13 protein-coding genes and 1 tRNA gene are annotated in these 17,327 nt (G+C 68.0%); 8 read left to right on the forward strand and 6 right to left on the reverse strand.

Going from position 1 to position 17,327, the window contains the following annotated elements; translation table 11 throughout:
• Positions 1-58: 58 nt before the first annotated feature.
• From ACFU8Q_RS26825 to ACFU8Q_RS26840, 4 genes are read left to right on the forward strand one after another with little or no spacing between them, the layout of a single operon-like run.
• Positions 59-988 carry a branched-chain amino acid ABC transporter permease gene (locus ACFU8Q_RS26825; protein WP_037699258.1) on the forward strand — a complete coding sequence of 310 codons (930 nt, stop codon included), beginning with the start codon at positions 59-61 and terminating at the stop codon, positions 986-988.
• A gap of 5 nt (positions 989-993) precedes the next feature.
• Positions 994-2,787, forward strand: a complete 1,794-nt coding sequence (locus tag ACFU8Q_RS26830; RefSeq protein ID WP_384458259.1) for a branched-chain amino acid ABC transporter permease — start codon at positions 994-996, stop codon at positions 2,785-2,787.
• Positions 2,784-3,731 carry an ABC transporter ATP-binding protein gene (locus ACFU8Q_RS26835; RefSeq protein ID WP_384458261.1) on the forward strand — a complete coding sequence of 316 codons (948 nt, stop codon included), beginning with the start codon at positions 2,784-2,786 and terminating at the stop codon, positions 3,729-3,731. The genes ACFU8Q_RS26830 and ACFU8Q_RS26835 overlap by 4 nt, the downstream gene beginning before the upstream one ends.
• Entirely contained in the window at positions 3,728-4,444 is a 717-nt protein-coding gene (locus ACFU8Q_RS26840) for an ABC transporter ATP-binding protein (RefSeq protein WP_384458263.1), read from the forward strand. Before ACFU8Q_RS26835 ends, ACFU8Q_RS26840 begins: the two co-directional genes overlap by 4 nt.
• A gap of 70 nt (positions 4,445-4,514) precedes the next feature.
• On the opposite strand, the gene ACFU8Q_RS26845 is transcribed toward ACFU8Q_RS26840, so the two are convergent.
• Positions 4,515-5,165, reverse strand: coding sequence for an ANTAR domain-containing response regulator (locus ACFU8Q_RS26845; protein ID WP_384458265.1), 651 nt, complete (start codon positions 5,163-5,165; stop codon positions 4,515-4,517).
• Positions 5,166-5,260: 95 nt separating this feature from the next.
• Here ACFU8Q_RS26845 and ACFU8Q_RS26850 point away from each other — a divergent pair.
• Together ACFU8Q_RS26850 and ACFU8Q_RS26855 are read left to right on the forward strand one after the other, a co-directional pair.
• Positions 5,261-5,343, forward strand: a tRNA-Leu gene (locus ACFU8Q_RS26850).
• Positions 5,344-5,429: 86 nt separating this feature from the next.
• Positions 5,430-6,215 (forward strand): helix-turn-helix domain-containing protein, encoded by a 786-nt coding sequence (locus tag ACFU8Q_RS26855; RefSeq protein WP_384458267.1) that lies wholly within the window; start codon positions 5,430-5,432, stop codon positions 6,213-6,215.
• A 12-nt stretch (positions 6,216-6,227) separates the two neighbouring features.
• Here the strand turns inward: ACFU8Q_RS26855 and pyk are convergent, their stop codons facing one another.
• Together pyk and ACFU8Q_RS26865 are read right to left on the reverse strand one after the other, a co-directional pair.
• A complete protein-coding gene (gene pyk, locus ACFU8Q_RS26860) occupies positions 6,228-7,661 on the reverse strand; it encodes a pyruvate kinase (protein WP_384458269.1) in 1,434 nt (477 codons plus the stop codon).
• A 125-nt stretch (positions 7,662-7,786) separates the two neighbouring features.
• Positions 7,787-8,491, reverse strand: a complete 705-nt coding sequence (locus ACFU8Q_RS26865) for an SIMPL domain-containing protein (RefSeq protein WP_384458271.1) — start codon at positions 8,489-8,491, stop codon at positions 7,787-7,789.
• Between the two features lie 215 nt (positions 8,492-8,706).
• Here ACFU8Q_RS26865 and ACFU8Q_RS26870 point away from each other — a divergent pair, with 215 nt between their 5' ends.
• Positions 8,707-10,518, forward strand: a complete 1,812-nt coding sequence (locus tag ACFU8Q_RS26870) for a bifunctional metallophosphatase/5'-nucleotidase (protein WP_384458273.1) — start codon at positions 8,707-8,709, stop codon at positions 10,516-10,518.
• Between the two features lie 75 nt (positions 10,519-10,593).
• Here the strand turns inward: ACFU8Q_RS26870 and ACFU8Q_RS26875 are convergent, their stop codons facing one another.
• The 3 genes from ACFU8Q_RS26875 to pepN all read right to left on the reverse strand — a co-directional run bounded on the left by ACFU8Q_RS26875 (position 10,594) and on the right by pepN (position 16,203).
• On the reverse strand, positions 10,594-12,012 hold the full coding sequence (locus ACFU8Q_RS26875) for a lysine N(6)-hydroxylase/L-ornithine N(5)-oxygenase family protein (protein ID WP_384458275.1): 1,419 nt from the start codon (positions 12,010-12,012) through the stop codon (positions 10,594-10,596).
• The gene (locus ACFU8Q_RS26880; protein WP_384458277.1) at positions 12,009-13,415 is read right to left on the reverse strand and encodes a pyridoxal phosphate-dependent decarboxylase family protein; all 1,407 of its coding nucleotides are present in this window, start codon (positions 13,413-13,415) and stop codon (positions 12,009-12,011) included. Before ACFU8Q_RS26880 ends, ACFU8Q_RS26875 begins: the two co-directional genes overlap by 4 nt.
• 283 nt (positions 13,416-13,698) lie before the next feature.
• Positions 13,699-16,203, reverse strand: a complete 2,505-nt coding sequence (gene pepN, locus ACFU8Q_RS26885; protein ID WP_384458279.1) for an aminopeptidase N — start codon at positions 16,201-16,203, stop codon at positions 13,699-13,701.
• Between the two features lie 309 nt (positions 16,204-16,512).
• Here pepN and ACFU8Q_RS26890 point away from each other — a divergent pair, with 309 nt between their 5' ends.
• Positions 16,513-17,238, forward strand: a complete 726-nt coding sequence (locus ACFU8Q_RS26890) for a hypothetical protein (RefSeq protein ID WP_384458281.1) — start codon at positions 16,513-16,515, stop codon at positions 17,236-17,238.
• The last annotated feature ends 89 nt before the right edge of the window (positions 17,239-17,327 follow it).

Below are 17,327 nucleotides of genomic sequence, written 5' to 3' on the forward strand. Positions count from 1 at the left end.
AGCGCTACCAGCGCTCCCGCGCGGTGCCATATCCGAACCACTCCACGGAGGCCCTGCGGTGAACGAACTGCCGCAACAGCTGGCCAATGGACTCATCCTCGGCGCGATGTACGGTCTCATCGCGATCGGCTACACGATGGTCTACGGAATCATCCAGCTCATCAACTTCGCCCACGGCGAGATCTTCATGATCGGAGGCTTCGGAGCTCTCACCGTATACCTCTGGATGCCAGCCGGTGTCTCCCTCCTCGCGATCATCCCGCTCATGATCATCGGCGGCGTCATATGCTCCGTCGCCGTCAGCACCGCCGCCGAACGCTTCGCCTACCGGCCCCTGCGCGGCGCCCCCCGACTCGCCCCGCTCATCACCGCAATCGGACTATCCCTCGCACTCCAGCAGGCCATCTGGAAGTGGTACCCCGACGCCAAGAAGGACCGCTCCTTCCCCCAGTTCAAGGGCGAAGCGATCGACATCTTCGGCGCCCACATCCAACGCGGTGACCTCTTCGTCCTCATCACCGCACCCATCTGCATGCTCGCCCTCGGACTCTTCGTCTCCAAGACCCGCTCCGGCCGCGGCATGCAAGCCACCAGCCAGGACCCCGACACCGCCAAACTCATGGGCATCAACACCGACCGCATCATCGTCATGGCCTTCGCCATCGGTGCCGCGTTCGCCGCCGTCGCCGCCGTCGCCTACGGGCTCAAGAACGGCCAGATCGGCTTCAAAATGGGCTTCATCATGGGTCTCAAAGCCTTCACCGCAGCCGTACTCGGCGGCATCGGCAACATCTACGGCGCCATGCTCGGCGGCGTCGTACTCGGCATCGCCGAATCCCTCGCCACCGGCTACATGAGCAACGTCCCCGGCATGGAACTCTTCGGCGGCGGCGCCTGGAAGGACGTATGGGCCTTCGTCCTCCTCATCATCGTCCTGCTGCTCCGCCCCCAGGGCCTGCTCGGCGAACGCGTCGCGGATCGGGCGTGATACGGATGACCACCAACCACACCACCGCGCCCGGGACCACCCCCCTCCTCCCGGTCCCCACAGCCGCCGCCCGCATCGCCACCCTCGCCGGCGCCGCCATCGCACTCGCCGGCACCTTCCTCGCCTGGACCTGGACCAGCGAATTCCCCGGCGACCTCACCGTCACCGGCTACCCCGGCGGCCTCCAGGTCCTCACCCTCGTCAGCGCCGCACTCACCCTGCTCCTCACACTCTCCGGATACGGCATCCGAGGCCTGCGCTGGCTCACCCCGGGCGGCACCAACAGCCCCGTCCGCCTCCTGGCCCTCGGCACCCTCGGCACCACCGGCTACGCCATCGGCGCCATCGCCTACGACCTCGGCGGCGTCGTCAACCTCGAACCCGGCGCCTGGGTCAGCGGCATCGGCGCACTCATCGCCGCCATCGCCGCACTCGGCCTCCCCGGGGACCAGCCACACACCGCCACCGGCACCACCGCCTGGCAGCGCTTCCGCAACAGCCTCGGCGCCCCACCGGCCCGCCGCGCCGACCCCCTCCCCTCCTGGGCCGAAATCCTCATCATCGCCGTAGCCTTCGGCATCGGCCTCTACATCTTCAGCTACGGAATCGACACCGACTACGCCGAACTCTTCATCGGCTTCCTCATCACCGTCGGCTTCGCCTTCACCGCACTCCACCGCGCCGGACTCGTCTCCCGCGTCACCGCACTCACCACCAAGCACCGCAACGTCACCCTCGCCGCCGCCCTCGTCGCAGCCGTCTGCTTCCCCTTCACCCAGCAGAAAGAGGAATACGCGCTCATCGGCGCCAACATCCTCATCTTCGCGACCGTGGCACTCGGCCTCAACGTCGTCGTCGGCCTCGCCGGCCTCCTCGACCTCGGATACGTCGCCTTCCTCGGCGTCGGCGCCTACGCCGCCGCCCTGGTATCCGGCTCCACCATGTCGGCCATCGGCGTCGAATTCCCCTTCTGGGCCGCCGTACTCACCGGCGCCGGAGCCTCGCTCATCTTCGGCGTCCTCATCGGCGCCCCCACCCTCCGACTACGCGGCGACTACCTCGCCATCGTCACCCTCGGCTTCGGTGAAATCTTCCGCCTCACCGTGAACAACCTCAACGGCAACAGCGGACCCGACCTCACCAACGGCTCCCAGGGCATCCCCAGCATCCCCGACCTCGACTTCTTCGGATTCGACTTCGGACTCAAGCACGACATCCTCGGCTTCAACCTCGGCAGGTCGGCCAACTACTACCTGCTGATGCTCGTCTTCACCGCCGTCGTCGTCCTCGTCTTCCGCCGCTCCGGAGAATCCCGCATCGGCCGCGCCTGGGTCGCCATCCGCGAAGACGAAACCGCAGCCACCGCCATGGGCATCAACGCCTTCCGGCTCAAACTGCTGGCCTTCGCCCTCGGCGCCACCCTCGCCGGCCTCGCCGGAACCGTCCAGGCACACGTCAACTACACCGTGACACCCGAGCAGTACCAGTTCGCCGGCTCCGTACCACCCAACTCCGCGTTCCTCCTCGCCGCCGTCATCCTCGGCGGCATGGGAACCCTCAGCGGACCCCTCGTCGGCGCCGCACTGCTCTACCTCATCCCGGCCAAGCTCCAGTTCATGCAGGACTACCAGCTCTTCCTCTTCGGAGTCGCACTCATCCTCCTGATGCGCCTGCGCCCCGAAGGCCTCGTCGCCGACCGCAGGAAGCAGCTCGAATTCCACGAGACCGACCAGCTCGACCTACCGGAGCCACGGCAGTCCGAAGAAACCGGCGCCGGCATCGCCAAGGCGGGGGCGTGACCACCATGACCACCACGAAAACCGCCACCACCGTCCTCGACGCCAACGGCGTCACCATGCGCTTCGGCGGCCTCACCGCCGTACGAAACGTCGACCTCACCGTCAACGCGGGCGAAATCGTCGGCCTCATCGGCCCCAACGGCGCCGGCAAGACCACCTTCTTCAACTGCCTCACCGGCCTCTACGTCCCCACCGAGGGCAAGGTCAGCTACAAGGGCACCGTCCTGCCGCCCAAGCCCCACCTCGTCACCCAGGCAGGCATCGCCCGCACCTTCCAGAACATCCGGCTCTTCGCCAACATGACCGTCCTGGAGAACGTCCTCGTCGGACGCCACACCAGGACCAAGGAAGGCCTCTGGTCCGCCCTCCTGCGGCTCCCCGGCTTCACCAAGGCCGAACACGCCAGCCGCGAACGAGCCATGCAACTCCTGGAATTCATCGGCCTCCAGGACAAGGCCGACCACCTCGCGCGCAACCTCCCCTACGGAGACCAGCGCAAGCTGGAAATCGCCCGCGCACTGGCCAGCGACCCCGGACTCCTCCTCCTCGACGAGCCCACCGCCGGCATGAACCCGCAGGAAACCCGCGTCACCGAAGAACTCATCTTCGCCATCCGCGACCAGGGCATCGCCGTCCTCGTCATCGAGCACGACATGCGGTTCATCTTCAACCTCTGCGACCGCGTCGCCGTCCTCGTCCAGGGCGAGAAACTCGTCGAAGGCACCTCCGACGTCGTCCAGAGCGACGAGCGCGTCGTCGCCGCCTACCTCGGCACCCCCTTCGAAGGCGCCCCCGGCGCCGAAGAGGTCGCCGAGGTCGAAGCCGCCGAAGCCGTCGCCACCAAGGCGGCCGACGCCGCCGCAGACACCAACAACACCACCGAAACCGACAGCACCACCGGCACCACCGGCACCACCGGCACCGAGGAGGAGGACGCCCGATGACCGCACTACTGGAGGTCGAGGACCTCCGCGTCGCCTACGGCAAGATCGAAGCCGTCAAGGGCATCTCCTTCACCGTCGAAGCCGGCCAGGTCGTCACCCTCATCGGCACCAACGGTGCGGGCAAGACCACCACCCTGCGCACCCTCTCCGGACTGCTCAAGCCGGCCAGCGGCCGCATCACCTTCGACGGCCAACCACTCGCCAACATCCCGGCCCACAAGGTCGTCTCCCTGGGCCTCGCCCACTCCCCCGAGGGACGCCACATCTTCCCCCGGCTGACGATCACCGAGAACCTCCAGCTCGGCGCCTACCTCCGCAACGACAAGGCAGGCATCGAGAAGGACATCCAGCGCGCCTACGACCTCTTCCCCATCCTCGGGGAACGCCGCAAGCAGGCCGCCGGAACCCTCTCGGGCGGCGAACAGCAGATGCTCGCCATGGGCAGGGCCCTCATGTGCCAGCCCAAACTCCTGATGCTCGACGAACCCTCCATGGGCCTCTCCCCGATCATGATGCAGAAGATCATGGAGACCATCGTCGAACTCAAGGCCCAGGGCACCACCATCCTGCTCGTCGAGCAGAACGCCCAGGCCGCACTCTCCCTCGCGGACCACGGCCACGTCATGGAGGTCGGCAAGATCGTCCTCTCCGGCACCGGCGCGGACCTCCTCCACGACGAGTCCGTCCGCAAGGCCTACCTCGGCGAGGACTGACACCCCTCCCGTACACATGAAGGAGGCCCGCACCCGGCTCACCGGGTACGGGCCTCTTCATATGTACGGGCTACTCGGCCGCCTTCTTCTTCTCCTCGGCGTCCTCGATCAACGCCTCGGCAAGCTGCTGCATCGACAGCCGACGGTCCATCGACGTCTTCTGGATCCACCGGAACGCGGCCGGCTCCGACAGACCGTAATCCGTCTGCAGAATGCTCTTCGCCCGGTCCACCAGCTTCCGCGTCTCCAGCCGCTGCGCGAGGTCGGCGACCTCACCCTCCAACGCCTTCAGCTCCGCGAACCGCGACACCGCCATCTCGATGGCCGGCACCACGTCGCTCTTGCTGAACGGCTTCACGAGATACGCCATCGCTCCGGCGTCCCGCGCCCGCTCCACGAGATCGCGCTGCGAGAACGCGGTGAGCATCAGGACGGGCGCGATGGACTCCTCGGCGATCTTCTCCGCGGCGGAGATCCCGTCGAGGACCGGCATCTTCACATCGAGGATGACCAGGTCCGGCCGGTGCTCCCGGGCGAGCTCGACGGCCCGCTGCCCGTCCCCGGCCTCGCCGACGACCGCGTAGCCCTCTTCCTCCAGCATCTCTTTGAGATCGAGACGAATGAGCGCCTCGTCCTCCGCGATGACGACGCGAGTCGTCAGCGGCGGAACGTGCGACTTGTCGTCGTCGGCTGCGGGCTGGGGCGACTCGGGGGCGGTCACGGGGACTCCTTGTTCCAAGGGCAGGTACAGCTCCCTTGAGCCTACCTAGCAGCGGACCGGGCATGTCACCCGGTACACTTTCCGGCAGCAACCTCGCCGGGTTGGTGGAATGGCATACACGGATGTCTCAAACACATCTGCCCGAAAGGGCTTGCGGGTTCGAATCCCGCACTCGGCACAGGTGAGACAAAGCGGATGTTCACGTTCTCGTGAACATCCGCTTTCTGCTGCACTCAGTAGCGAGTGGTCACTCATGGTGTTCGTATGAACTTCCACGGACCAGAACTACGGCAGAGGGCGCTCACTCTCCTCCGAGACGGCGCAAAGAACGCGGACGTGGCGCGGAAGCTGAACATCCCGGCAGGCACCATCAGCTACTGGAAACACATGGACCGCGCCAAACGCGGCGAGTGCCCCGGAGCCCACCGTTCATTTTGTCCTCGATGCGAAGGCGAGCTTGATCAATCTGCGTACGCGTACCTCTTTGGCCTTTACCTCGGCGATGGGCACATCGTGCAGAACAGGAGGATGAGCACTCCCAGCCTGTCGATTGCCTGCGCCGATGCCTGGCCGGGCCTCATGGACCTGTGCGAAAACGCCATGCGCGCCGTCTTTCCGGAAAATGCCGTGTGCAGGGTGCGCCGGATGGGATGCCGCCAGGTCAAGGTGGTCTCCAAGCACCTGTGGTGCTTGTTCCCGCAACACGGCCCCGGCAGGAAGCACGAGCGCCCCATCATCCTCGAACCCTGGCAGAAGGAAATCGTCGACGCCCACCCCTGGGACTTCATCCGTGGACTCATCCACTCCGACGGTTGCCGGAACATGAACTGGACGACTCGGATGGTCGGCGGCGTACGCAAGCGCTATGAGTACCCGAGGTACTGGTTCACGAACGTCTCGGACGACATCCGGCAGCTCTACACCGACACCCTGGACAAACTCGGCATCGAGTGGACGCACTGCACCCGTGCAGGCAAGGGGTACAACATCTCCGTCGCCCGACGGGCGTCCGTCGCGCTCATGGACGCCCACGTCGGGCCGAAGTACTGACGACCGACCGGCCTACTTCGCGCTGTCGTCCTCGCCGATGTGGTGGACCCGGACCAGGTTCGTCGAGCCCGGGACTCCCGGCGGGGAGCCGGCCGTGATGATCACGACGTCGCCCTTCTCGCAGCGGCCGATCTTCAGCAGCTCCTCGTCGACCTGGGCCACCATCGCGTCCGTCGATTCCACCTGCGGGCCGAGGAAGGTCTCGACGCCCCAGGTCAGGTTGAGCTGGGAGCGGGTGGCCGGGGCCGGGGTGAAGGCCAGGAGCGGGATGGGCGAGCGGTAGCGGGAGAGGCGCCTGACCGTGTCGCCGCTCTGGGTGAAGGCGACCAGGAACTTGGCGCCCAGGAAGTCGCCCATCTCGGCCGCCGCGCGGGCCACCGCGCCGCCCTGGGTGCGGGGCTTGTTGCGGTCGGTCAGGGGCGGGAGACCCTTGGCGAGGATGTCCTCCTCGGCGGCTTCCACGATGCGGGACATCGTGCGGACCGTCTCGATGGGGTACTTGCCGACGCTGGTCTCGCCGGAGAGCATCACCGCGTCCGTGCCGTCGATGACCGCGTTGGCGACGTCGGAGGCCTCGGCGCGGGTGGGGCGGGAGTTGTCGATCATCGAGTCGAGCATCTGGGTGGCGACGATGACCGGCTTGGCGTTGCGCCTGGCGAGTTTGATCGCGCGCTTCTGGACGATCGGCACCTGTTCCAGGGGCATTTCGACGCCGAGGTCGCCGCGGGCGACCATGATGCCGTCGAAGGCGGCGACGATGCCGTCGATGTTGTCGACGGCCTGGGGTTTCTCGACCTTGGCGATGACGGGGAGGCGGCGGCCCTCCTCGTCCATGATGCGGTGGACGTCCTCGATGTCGCGTGCGCTGCGTACGAAGGAGAGGGCGATGATGTCGGCGCCGGTGCGCAGGGCCCAGCGGAGGTCTTCGATGTCCTTGTCGGAGAGTGCGGGGACGGAGACGGCGACGCCGGGGAGGTTGAGGCCCTTGTGGTCGGAGACCATGCCGCCCTCGATGACGGTGGTGTGGACGCGGGGGCCGTCCACTTCGGTGACTTCGAGGGTGACGCGACCGTCGTCGACGAGGATGCGTTCGCCTGTGGTGACGTCGGTGGCGAGGCCGTCGTAGGTGGTGCCGCAGGTGTGGCGGTCGCCTTCCATGGGTTCGACGGTGATGGTGAAGTCGTCGCCGCGTTCAAGGAGTACGGGGCCTTCGCGGAAGCGTCCGAGGCGGATCTTCGGGCCTTGAAGGTCGGCGAGGATGCCGACGCTGTGTCCGCTTTCGTCGGAGGCCTTGCGTACGTGGCGGTATCGCTCTTCGTGTTCGGCGTAGGTGCCGTGGCTGAGGTTGAGGCGGGCGATGTCCATTCCCGCTTCGACCAATGCCTTGATCTGGTCGTATGTGTCGGTGGCGGGTCCCAGGGTGCAAACGATTTTTGCTCGGCGCATGGTTCGACCCTAGACCTTACCTACGGGTAGTTATTTGGCCGCACATGACTGCTCAACAACCTTCGGATGAAAGGTTATTGACAAGTGTTGAATTGTGCGCCGGTGTGCTCGAATGAGCATTCTCTTTATAGTTTTGGCGGTGACATGGTGAAGCGGGCGTTCACCTGGGCGTAGACGGTCTGGCGTTGTGGTTCGAGGTCGAGGGCGGGGGCGGGTTCGGCCGCTGCTCCGCCGTAGGCGGCGCGGCTGCGGATGCCGCCGGGTGCGGCGGGCATGGGGGCTGCCGCGATGGCGTTCTCTGCGCCGAGGTCGGCGAGTTCGACCAGGGCGGTGAGGTGGGCGCCGAGGGCGTCGGCGTATTCGCGGGCGCGTTGGACGGCTTCGTGTACGGCTTGGCGGCGGGCGTTCGCGTGGGCGGGTGAGTCGGGGCGCAGTGCCCACCAGGGGCCGTTGACGCGGGTCATGTCGAGGTCGGCGACGCGGGTGGTGAATTCGCCGAGTGCGGTGAAGTCGTTGAGGACGGCGGTGACGTGGACGCGGCCGTGGTAGGCGCGGATTTTTTCGTCGCGGCCGCGTTGGGTGAGTTCGGGGGTGATGGAGAATGCGCCGGTTTCGAGTTTTTCGACTGCTTGTCCGTAGGACCGTGCGAGTTCGAGGACGTGGTTGTTGCGTCGGGTGAGGTCTTCGAGGGCGGCGCGGCGGTCTTTGCCGCGGGCGGTGACGGTGATGCCGACGTGGGCGGTCTCGGGGTCGACTTCGAGGCGGGCTTCGCCTCGGACGGCGACGCGGGGGTGGTCGGGGGTGCCGTAGGGCGGTGGGGTGTCGGTCATGTGTCCACTGTCGCATCCGGGTACGACAGCCGGTGGTCATCAGATCGAAACCTGCAGGGGGTGTTGCCGGGTGTGGCTCCTGGGTCATTATCTACGCGCGTTGTGCGCTGCGAGAACTGAGCTGTACGAGCACTGAGCTGCACGAGCACTGAGCTGTACCAGAACCGAGCTGTACCAGCACTGAGCTGTACGAGATCTGAGATGTGGGAGACGAAATGCCGCTGAACCGTAGGACGTTCCTGGGCACATCGGCGGCCGCCGGTGCCGCTGTGGCGATCGCGGGTGGCTCCGCCGTTCCCGCGGCCGCCCAGGGTGGTGGCGACGGGCAGGGCCAGGGGCATCAGCCGAAGCGGTACTCGTTCACCGTGATGGGCACCACCGATCTGCACGGGAACGTCTTCAACTGGGACTACTTCACCGACGCGGAGTTCGACGACAAGGCTCACAACGACGTCGGTCTGGCCAAGATCTCGACCCTGGTGGACCAGGTGCGCCGGGAGAAGGGCCGGCACAACACCCTGTTGATCGATGCGGGTGACACGATCCAGGGCACCCAGTTGTCGTACTACTACGCGAAGATCGATCCGATCACGGCGAAGCGTGGGCCGGTGCACCCGATGGCTCAGGCGATGAACGCCATCGGCTACGACGCTGCGGCGCTCGGCAACCACGAGTTCAATTACGGCATTCCGGTGCTGCGGAAGTTCGAGGAGCAGTGCGATTTCCCGCTGCTGGGTGCGAACGCGCTGGATGCGAAGACGTTGCAGCCGGCGTTCGCCCCGTACGTCATCAAGAAGCTGCGTACCCCGCACGGTCGGGATGTGAAGGTGGCGATCCTGGGGCTGACCAACCCGGGCATCGCCATCTGGGACAAGGCGAACGTCAGCGGGAAGATGGTGTTCCCGGGGCTGGAGGAGCAGGCGGCGAAGTTCGTGCCGCGGCTGCGTTCCATGGGTGCGGATGTCGTGATCGTCTCGGCGCACTCGGGCACCAGTGGTACGTCGTCGTACGGTGATCAGGTCCCGTATGTCGAGAATGCGGCGGGTCTGGTGGCCGAGCAGGTGCCGGGTATCGACGCGATTCTGGTCGGGCATGCGCATCTGGAGATCCCCGAGTACTTCGTGGAGAACAAGCAGACCGGCAAGAAGGTGGTGCTCTCGGAGCCGTTGAAGTGGGGGCAGCGGCTGACGCTGTTCGACTTCGATCTGGTGTGGGAGAAGGGTCGCTGGGTGGTGGAGAAGGCGGGTTCGCAGGTGCTGAACTCCAACACCGTGGATGAGGACCCGAAGGTCACGGGGTTGCTCGTGGACGAGCACAAGAAGGTCGTGGCGTACGTCAATCAGGTCATCGGTACGTCGACGGCGGCGATGACGACGGCGGAGGCGGCGTGGAAGGACGAGCCGATCATCGATCTGATCAATGTCGTCCAGGCGGAGACGGTGAAGGCGGCGCTGGCGGGTGGGGCGTACGCGGCGCTTCCGGTGCTGTCGCAGGCGTCGTGTTTCTCGCGTACGGCGCAGATCCCGGCCGGGAAGGTGACGATCAAGGACGCGGCGGGGCTGTATCCGTTCGAGAACACCCTTGAGGCGCGGTTGCTGACAGGTGCGCAGATCAAGGACTATCTGGAGTTCTCGGCCCGGTACTACGTGCAGACGGCGGCGGGTGCTCCGGTGGACACGGCGAAGCTGACGAACGCGGACAATACTCCGGACTACAACTATGACGCGGTGTCGGGTCTGACGTACGAGATCGACATCGCGAAGCCGAATGGTTCGCGGATCGTTGGTCTGGCGTTCGAGGGGAAGCCGATCGATCCGGCGGCGCAGTTCGTGCTGGCGGTGAACAACTACCGTGCGAGTGGCGGTGGCAATTTCCCGCATGTGGCGGGTGCGAAGCAGTTGTGGGCGAACTCGGAGGAGATCCGTAACACGATCATCGGCTGGGTGCAGGCGAAGGGTTCGGTGGATGGTGCGCAGTTCGCGTCGGTGGACTGGCGTCTGACGCGGGACGGTATGCCGGTGTTCTAGGCGTTTGCTCGTCGGGTCGGCGGCCGTCTCCTTTCCTTGTGGAGGGGGCGGCCGCCTGTTGTCTTTGTGCGGGGGTCAGTTGCCTTGGGCGAGGGGGATGAGGTCGGGGTTGTGGGTGGGGATGGTGGGTTTTTGGGGGGTGAGGCCGAAGGTGGTGAAGGCGGTGCGTGCGGGGAGGGGGTAGGCGTTGGTGCCGGTGAGGTCGTTGAGGATGGTGGCGCTGCGCCAGGCGGCGAGTCCGAGGTCGGGGGCGCCGACGCCGTGGGTGTGGCGTTCGGCGTTCTGTACGTAGACGTGGCCGGTGACGGTGGGGTCGAGGACGAGGCGGAACCGGTCGTCGATGCGGGGGCGTTCGGAGGCGTCGCGGCGCATGTGGGGGTCGAGGCCGGTGAGGATGCGGTCGAGGGAGCGTTCGCGGTAGCCGGTGGCGAGGATGACGGCGTCGGTGGTGAGGCTGGAGCGGGTGTTCTGCTGGGTGTGTTCGAGGTGGAGTTCGACGCGAGTGTCGGCGACGCGTCCTGCGGTGCGTACCCGGACGCCGGGGGTGAGGGTGGTGTCGGGCCAGCCGCCGTGGAGGGTGCGGCGGTAGAGCTCGTCGTGGATGGCGGCGATGGTGTCGGCGTCGATGCCTTTGTGGAGTTGCCATTGGTGGGGGACGAGTTCGTCGCGTACGGATTCGGGGAGGGCGTGGAAGTAGCGGCTGTAGTCGGGGGTGAAGTGTTCGAGGCCGAGTTTGGAGTACTCCATGGGGGCGAATGCCTGGGTGCGGGCGAGCCAGTGGAGTTTTTCGCGGCCGGTGGGGCGGGCGCGCAGGAGGTCGAGGAAGATTTCGGCGCCGGACTGTCCTGAGCCGATGACGGTGATGTGTTCGGCGGCGAGGATTTTTTCGCGGTGGTGGAGGTAGTCGGCTGAGTGGATGACGGGTACGGATTCGGCTTCGGCGAGGGGTTCGAGGGGTTCGGGGATGTGGGGTTCGGTGCCGATTCCGAGGGCGATGTGGCGGGTGTGGGCGCGGCCCAGTGCTTCGGCTTCGCCGTCTTTGTCGAGTTGGGTGAAGTCGATTTCGAAGAGGCTTCGTTCATTGTTCCAGCGGACCGCGTCGACCTGGTGGCTGAAGTGGAGGCCGGGGAGTTGGTCGCTGACCCAGCGGCAGTAGGCGTCGTATTCGGCGCGTTGGATGTGGAAGCGTTCGGCGAAGTAGAAGGGGAAGAGCCGGTCGCGGGTGCGCAGGTAGTTGAGGAAGGTCCAGGGGCTTGCGGGGTCGGCGAGGGTGACGAGGTCGGCGAGGAAGGGGACTTGGAGGCTGGCTCCGTCGATGAGGAGGCCGGGGTGCCAGTGGAAGGCGGGGCGTTGTTCGTAGAAGGTGGCGGCGAGTGGGTGGGGGTTGCCGGGGATGCCGTGGGCGAGGGCGGCGAGGGAGAGGTTGAAAGGGCCGATGCCGATGCCGACGAGGTCGTTCGGCTGGTTGGTTTCGGGGGTGGGCAGGTCGGTCATCGGGGGGTGTTGCCTTCCGCGAGGTCGGTGGTGAGTTGGTTGACGAGGTCGAGGAGTGTGCGGAGGTCGTCGGGGGTGGTGTGGGGGTTGAGGAGGGTGGCTTTGAGCCAGAGGCGGTCGTCGGTGTGGGCGCGGCCGAGTACGGCGTGGCCGCGGGTGAGGAGGGTGCGGCGGATGGTGGCGACGGTGTGGTCGTCGGCGTCGGTGGGGCGGAAGAGGACGGTGCTGATGGTGGGGCGGTCGTAGAGGTCGAGGGTGGGGGTGTCGACGATGAGGTCGGCGAGGTGGTGGGCGGTGGCGATGGTGCGGTCGATGAGGTCGGCGAGGCCGGTGCGGCCGAGGGCTTTGAGGGTGACGGCGATCTTGAGGGCGTCGGGGCGGCGGGTGGTGCGCAGGGAGCGGCCGAGGAGGTCGGGGAGGCCGGCTTCGGTGTCGTCGTCGGCGTTGAGGTAGGAGGCGCGGTGGTGGAGTGCGTCGAGGTAGGTGCGGTGGGGAACGGCGAGGATGCCTGCACAGGCGGGTTGCCAGCCGAGTTTGTGCAGGTCGAGGGTGACGCTGTGGGCGCGGTCGAGGCCGTGGACCTTGCGTCGGTGGGTGGGGCTGAAGAGGAGGGGTCCGCCGTAGGCGGCGTCGATGTGGAGTTCGGCGCCGTGGGTGGTGCAGAGGTCGGCGATGTCGGTGAGGGGGTCGATGTGGCCGGTGTCGGTGGTGCCTGCGGTGGCGGTTACGAAGAGGGCACGGTGGGGGCTGTGGAGCCGGGTGAGGGCTTCGTCGAGTGCGGTGAGGTCCATGACGCCGGTGGGGGCGGGGATGACGACGGGTGTGGGGAGGCCGAGGAGCCAGGCGGCGCGGGTGATGCTGTGGTGGGCGTTGGCGGCGCAGATGGTCTGTACGGGGCCGTTGCGTTCGCGGGCGAGGAGCAGGGCGAGTTGGTTGGCTTCGGTGCCGCCGGTGGTGACGAGTGCGTCGGGTGAGGGGTGGTGGGGGTAGATCTCGGTGGCGAGTGCGGCGGTGAGGTCGGCTTCGAGGGCGGAGGCGGCGGGGGCCTGGTCCCAGGAGTCCATGGAGGGGTTGAGGGCGGAGGCGGCGAGGTCGGCGGCGGTGGCGAGGGCGAGGGGTGGGGTGTGGAGGTGGGCGGCGCAGAGTGGGTGTGCGGGGTCTGCGGCGCCTTCGGCGAGGGCGGTGACGAGGGTGCGCAGGGCGTCGTGGGGTCCGGTGCCGTGGTCGGGGATGACGGGGTGGGTGGTGGTGCGTGTGCGGGGGGTGACGGCGTCGGGTCCGCCTGCGGGGAGGGGGCCGTCGCGTCGGTGGGCGCCGTCGTGGAGTGCGGTGAGGACGGTGTCGATGAGGGGGCGCAGGGCGGCGGGGCCGGTGGTGGAGCCGGCGAGGGGTGGGGTGGGCATGGTGGTGGGCCCTTCGGGTGCGCGTGGGTGGGGGGTGTGGGCGGGCATGGGTGGACATGCCAGCTTGTCCGGGTTTTCGGGGGCGCGGCCGGAGAGCTCGGTGATCTGAACTCGAAAGGGGGATGTGGGAGGGGCGGGGGGCTGTTTTCGGGGGCTCTGGTGGTATGGGTGTGGCGCCGGACATGGGTGTGCCCGGCGCCTCCCTGTGTGGTGGGGGTGGCGCCGGGCACGGGTGGTGCGGGTTTTGCTTCGGGGACCGCACGGGTGGTGCGGGCCGTGTGGGTCAGTGGGCGTTGCGTACGGCGAGGGCGCGGCGCAGGTCGTCGATCTGGTCGATGAGTTTGCGGTGGAGGGCCGGGATGAGGTCCTTGTCGTTCAGGGCCTGTTCGCCGAGGTGGAGGCTTTCCGTGTCGACGGCGTACGCGGGGAATGCGTAGCGGCCGGCGGCTTCGGCGATGGCGGGGCCGCGGCGGGTGGCGAGCCGGGTCGCCTCGGGGTAGTAGCGGGGCACGTAGTCCCGTACGAGGTCGGCCTGTTCGGGCTGCCAGAAGCCCTGGGCGGTGGCGGTGAAGAGGTAGTTGGAGAGGCTGTCGTCGTTGAACAGGGCGTGCCAGGCGGCGGCCTTGGCCTCGGGGGTGGGGAGGGCGGCGCGGCAGCGGGCGGCGCCCTGCTGTCCGGTGGCGCTGGGGTCGTGCTCGAGTTCCGCGGCGATGGTGGTTTCGTCGGTGGCGCCGAGGACGGCGAGGCGGGTGAGGATGCGCCAGCGCAGTTCGGGGTCGAGTTCGGGTCCGCCGGGGACGGTGCCGTTGGTGAGCCAGTCGTGGATGGTGTCGGGCTGGGTGGCGGCGTCGATGAGGTGGCGTACGGCGATGAGGCGGAGGCCGGGGTTGTGGCCGTCCTCGGTGCGGCGGATGAGGTCGCGGCACAGTGCGGTGAGGGTGGCGAGGGCGGCGGGCCGGTGCTCGGGGGTGAGGTAGCGGTCGGCGATGTGGGTGCCGGCGAAGGCGAGTACGCCCTGGGCGAGGGCCAGGTCGGTCTCGTGCGGGAGGTGTGCGCGGGCCGCTTCGAGGTAGGTGGTGGGGGCGAGTTCGCCGTCGCGGACCATGTCTCGGGCGGTGTTCCAGACGACGGCACGGGTCAGTGCGTCGGGGATGCCGGAGAGGTCGCGTACGACGGTTTCCCAGGATGTGGGGTCGAGGCGGACCTTGGCGTAGCTGAGGTCGCCGTCATTGATGACGACGAGGGCGGGTCGGCGTCCGGGCAGTGCTTCGGCGGTGCCGTTGTGGGGGACGTCGATCTCGAACCGGTCGCGCGGGACGAGGCGGTCGGAGCCGAGGTGGGGGTCGGGGGTGAGGTCGTACGCGCCTACGGCGATGCGGTGGGGGCGGCTGCCGTTGTGGTCGACGGTGAGGGACCACGTACCGTCGGACTCCTCGACGCGGGGGGTGAGGGTGTCGACTCCGGTGGTGCGCAGCCAGGCGTCGGCCCAGGCGTGGACGTCGCGGTCGGTGGCCGATGCGAGGTTGTCGATGAAGTCGGCGAGGGTGGCGTTGGCGAACTTGTGGCGGGCGAAGTGGGTGTTGATGCCGGCCAGGAAGTCCTTCTCGCCGAGCCAGGCGACGAGTTGACGCAGGGCTGATGCGCCCTTGGCGTAGGAGATGCCGTCGAAGTTGAGCATCGCGGACGCGGTGTCGGGTACGGCGGCCGGGTCGGGGGCGACGGGGTGGGTGGAGGGACGCTGGTCGGCGTCGTATCCCCAGCCCTTGCGGGCGACGCCGAAGTCGACCCAGGTGTCGGTGAAGCGGGTGGCTTCGGCGAGGGTCTGGTAGCCCATGTACTCGGCGAAGGACTCGTTGAGCCAGATGTCGTCCCACCAGGCGAGGGTGACGAGGTCACCGAACCACATGTGGGCCATTTCGTGGGCGATGACCATGCCGCGGGTCTGGCGTTCGGTGTCGGTGACGGCGGAGCGGTAGACGAACTCGTCGCGGAAGGTGACGAGTCCGGGGTTCTCCATGGCGCCGGCGTTGAACTCGGGTACGAAGGCCTGGTCGTAGGAGTCGAAGGGGTAGGGCTCGTCGAACTTCTCGTGGAAGCGGTCGAAGCAGGCGCGGGTGATGTCGAAGATCTCGTCGGCGTCCGTGTCGAGGTACGGGGCGAGCGAGCGGCGGCAGTGGATGCCGAAGGGCAGTCCGGCGTGTTCGGTGGTCACGGAGTGCCAGGGGCCCGCGGCGACAGCGACGAGGTAGGTGGAGATCGGCGGGGTCGCGGCCAGGGTCCAGCGCCCGTCGCCCCGGTGCTCGGCGACGCCGTTGCCGAGGACGGTCCAGCCGTCGGGGGCGGTGACGGTGAGCTCGAAGACGGACTTGAGGTCGGGCTGGTCGAAGGCGGCGAAGACGCGCTGGACGTCCTCCATGAACAGCTGGGTGTAGACGTACATTTCGCCGTCGGTCGGGTCGGTGAAGTGGTGCATGCCTTCGCCGGTGCGGGAGTAGCGCATGGCGGCGTCGATGCGCAGTTCGTGTGCGCCGGCGGTGAGTGCGGTGAGCGGGAAGCGGTTCTCGGTGAGGTCTGCGGGGTCGAGGGGCTGTCCGTCGAGGCTGATCGAGCGCAGGGTGGCCGGCTTGAGCTCGACGAACGTGTCTCCGGCCGTGGCTGCGGTGAACCGGATGACGGTACGGGAGTCGAAGGTCTCCTCGCCTCCGGTCAGATCGAGGTCGATCAGGTACCGGTGTACGTCGAGGAACTGGGCTCGGGTCTGCGCTTCGTCGCGCGTCAGTACGGACATGCGTCCATGCTGCCGTACGGGGTGGGCGGGGCGCAGGCGGGTTCTCCCATGGCTGATTGCAGCCTGGTGGGCGGGGTCGGGCGGGCCGGGCCCCACTCGCCTCGATGGAGCCCTGTCCCCCCTGTGCGGTGGTCGGTCGAGCCCTGCGCAACCGTACGGACGACTGCCGCGTCCCGGGTTGCGACAGGCGCTGCGGCCGACGCCGGGCGGGAGTATCGGGATATATGGGGCGGATGGTTTCCAATGCGGCGAAGGGGGCGTCGGGGTCGGGTGTCGGTCGCTCGTGTTGCTGCGGGACGTCGACGGGTCGTGGGGGTCGCGCCATGGGGTGTGGCGGCGGGGGCGGTTGCCTGGTGTCTTGCGGGGAGTTGGCGCGCCTCGCACACGCAGAACTATCCCTGGAACGTCTGGATTCCGATCGGGTACGGGGCGGTCAAGGGCGTGTTCCTGGGGCTGCTGGCCGGTTGGTGCGCCGTCGTGGGTCTTCGGGTCGCCCAGGCGGCTTGGCGAGGGCAGGACACCGGGGCGGCGCGTTTCGCGGGCCTGGTCTTCGTCGGCGGCCTGCTGGGCGGGCTCGTGCCGGGGACGCTCCGGGACTTCCTGGGTGCGCCGCAGCCTCGGACCCTGTACTACTTCGACGGGCCGAGGCCCGAATCGCAGTGGTACTGGCGGCCGTTGCTGTCCGAGTGGCTGACGTACACGATGCTGCCGGCGCTGGGCTGTGCGGTGCTGCTGACCGTGGGTGCGCTGGTGTCCCTCCGGCCCTCGCGCCGCGAGGGCATCGGCTGGGCGGTGCCGGCCCTGGTGGGGGCGGGCCTGCTGGTCCTCCCCCATTACGCGGCCGCCGGACTGCCCGCGCCGGAGGGCAACGGTGATCATGTCAACGAGTCGGCCTCGGCCGGGCTCGTCGTCCTGGCCACGGGGGTCGGGTTGCTGGTGAGTGCGTGGGTGGTGTGGTCGAGGCGCAGGCGGTCGGTCCGGCGGGCCGGCCCGCTTCCGTCGCGTTCGCCGGACGGGCCGGCCTCGGCCGGATGAGAAACGGGCCCGGATAAGGCGGTCGGTCCGGCGGGCCGGCCCGCTTCCGCCGTGTTCGGCGGACGGGCCGGCCTCGGCCGGATGAGAAA

Source organism: Streptomyces sp. NPDC057543, assembly GCF_042801895.1.
Lineage (GTDB): Bacteria > Actinomycetota > Actinomycetes > Streptomycetales > Streptomycetaceae > Streptomyces.

Excerpts from the sequence above, each read along its gene's own strand:
- ACFU8Q_RS26830 (WP_384458259.1), top strand. The coding sequence starts at position 994 with ATGACCACCAACCACACCACCGCGCCCGGGACCACCCCCCTCCTCCCG.
- ACFU8Q_RS26840 (WP_384458263.1), top strand. The coding sequence starts at position 3,728 with ATGACCGCACTACTGGAGGTCGAGGACCTCCGCGTCGCCTACGGCAAG.
- ACFU8Q_RS26855 (WP_384458267.1), top strand. The coding sequence starts at position 5,430 with ATGAACTTCCACGGACCAGAACTACGGCAGAGGGCGCTCACTCTCCTC.
- pyk (WP_384458269.1), bottom strand. The coding sequence starts at position 7,661 with ATGCGCCGAGCAAAAATCGTTTGCACCCTGGGACCCGCCACCGACACA.
- ACFU8Q_RS26865 (WP_384458271.1), bottom strand. The coding sequence starts at position 8,491 with ATGACCGACACCCCACCGCCCTACGGCACCCCCGACCACCCCCGCGTC.
- ACFU8Q_RS26870 (WP_384458273.1), top strand. The coding sequence starts at position 8,707 with ATGCCGCTGAACCGTAGGACGTTCCTGGGCACATCGGCGGCCGCCGGT.
- ACFU8Q_RS26875 (WP_384458275.1), bottom strand. The coding sequence starts at position 12,012 with ATGACCGACCTGCCCACCCCCGAAACCAACCAGCCGAACGACCTCGTC.
- ACFU8Q_RS26880 (WP_384458277.1), bottom strand. The coding sequence starts at position 13,415 with ATGCCCACCCCACCCCTCGCCGGCTCCACCACCGGCCCCGCCGCCCTG.
- pepN (WP_384458279.1), bottom strand. The coding sequence starts at position 16,203 with ATGTCCGTACTGACGCGCGACGAAGCGCAGACCCGAGCCCAGTTCCTC.